Consider the following 1,383-nt stretch of genomic DNA (forward strand, 5'->3'; position numbering starts at 1 on the left):
GGGCAATAACTAAATAAAGTTGTGCGAACCAAAATAGAGGCGGTACAACTCGCAGCTTAGCGTACAGCGGTTGTTATCGACATGAATCAGCCCCATACTAAATAATTTAGAAGCCACTATCGGATCTAATTCCACTCCGTGTTCCGATTTTACCACTTGTTTAAGTGCAACCGCAAGTTCTGGATACTCTTGCAATGTTGCCCAAAAACTCCGCAAATAATCTTTATAAATTCCCGCTATTGTGGGAGCTTCTTGTAGTAGCTGATCTAGGGTTACGCTGTTTTGACAGAGGTGGTAAAGAGCTAGCCGCACCAGATAGGGATGTCCCCCCACCATTGCCATCAGTCGATCGGCATCGGGGCTATCTGTCCAATCCAGTCCGTGACGCTGGGCTAAAGCAAGTATCTGCTCTTCTGTAAAATAGGGCAATTGCAGCGGTAAACCGACATTAAAAGGCGATTCAGTGAGCTTTAAAGGAATATAAATTTCTGTGGAGTGAAGAACGATTAACCGCAGTTTTCCCAAAGTTTCAATCCGCTTTGCTTCTTCATGCCAGCTTCGCAGGAGCGGCAAAAATTCTCTGGCAATTTTTGGATATTCAAAAATTATATTTACTTCATTTAAAGCTAACACAAGAGGGGTACTTATTTCGGCTAGTAAATGTTGTTGCAAATAGATGGTGCAGCTTACTTTGCTACCCATGTCTTCATCCCAATAATCATCTAATAGAGGTGGTAATTCTAGGTGGCGGCTGATGTTGGCACAAAACCAGCGTAAAAATTTATCGATATTGGCTAAAACAGCTTCCTCGGCTTGCTGAAAATCTAAACTTACAGTTCGATATTCAAGAGAAGTCGCGCGCTCTAAAATGCGTAGCAGAAGGGAACTTTTTCCCATCTTCCTGGGAGCTTTAATCCGCAGCACACTTCCGGGTTTAGTAATCTCTCGATAGGCAAGTTCTTCAATTAGCGGGTGAGGGATATAAAATCGCGAATCCAGGGGCACGGGAGAGCCGGGAAATTCTAAAGGTGTTGCTAGGCATTTGCTGCGAGTGAATGCTTCAATTAATTCTCGTTCCTCTATGGTCAGGGAACGAGATTCTACACAAGAGCGAAAATTAGATTTGCTAATAGATGTCTGCAATATTTGAGAGAGAGATTGCCACAAGGATGAGGCGATGTTTCTCAGGTAATGCTCTCCGTAATGAGAGGCAGATGCGATACTTGTATAAGTCTTTCCTTCCCAAACTTGGCGGAGTATGATTTCTTGTACGGGATATAAATCTTTTTGTAATCGCACACGAGTTAGCTGTAGTACCTCATCTATCGTCATAACTGGCAATAACCATATAAGTGTATCGTTGATATTATCACTTATGATTGA

The 1,383-nt window shown here is 42.6% G+C and carries 1 protein-coding gene; it reads right to left on the reverse strand.

Translation table 11 applies throughout. The features are described from left to right. Positions 1-9 precede the first annotated feature (9 nt). Positions 10-1,383, reverse strand: a 1,374-nt coding sequence (locus tag QUA38_RS19705) for an AAA-like domain-containing protein (RefSeq protein WP_333164722.1), incomplete at its 5' end; no start/stop codon positions are given.

It is taken from the genome of Microcoleus sp. Pol12B4 (genome assembly GCF_036701385.1).
GTDB lineage: Bacteria > Cyanobacteriota > Cyanobacteriia > Cyanobacteriales > Microcoleaceae > Microcoleus.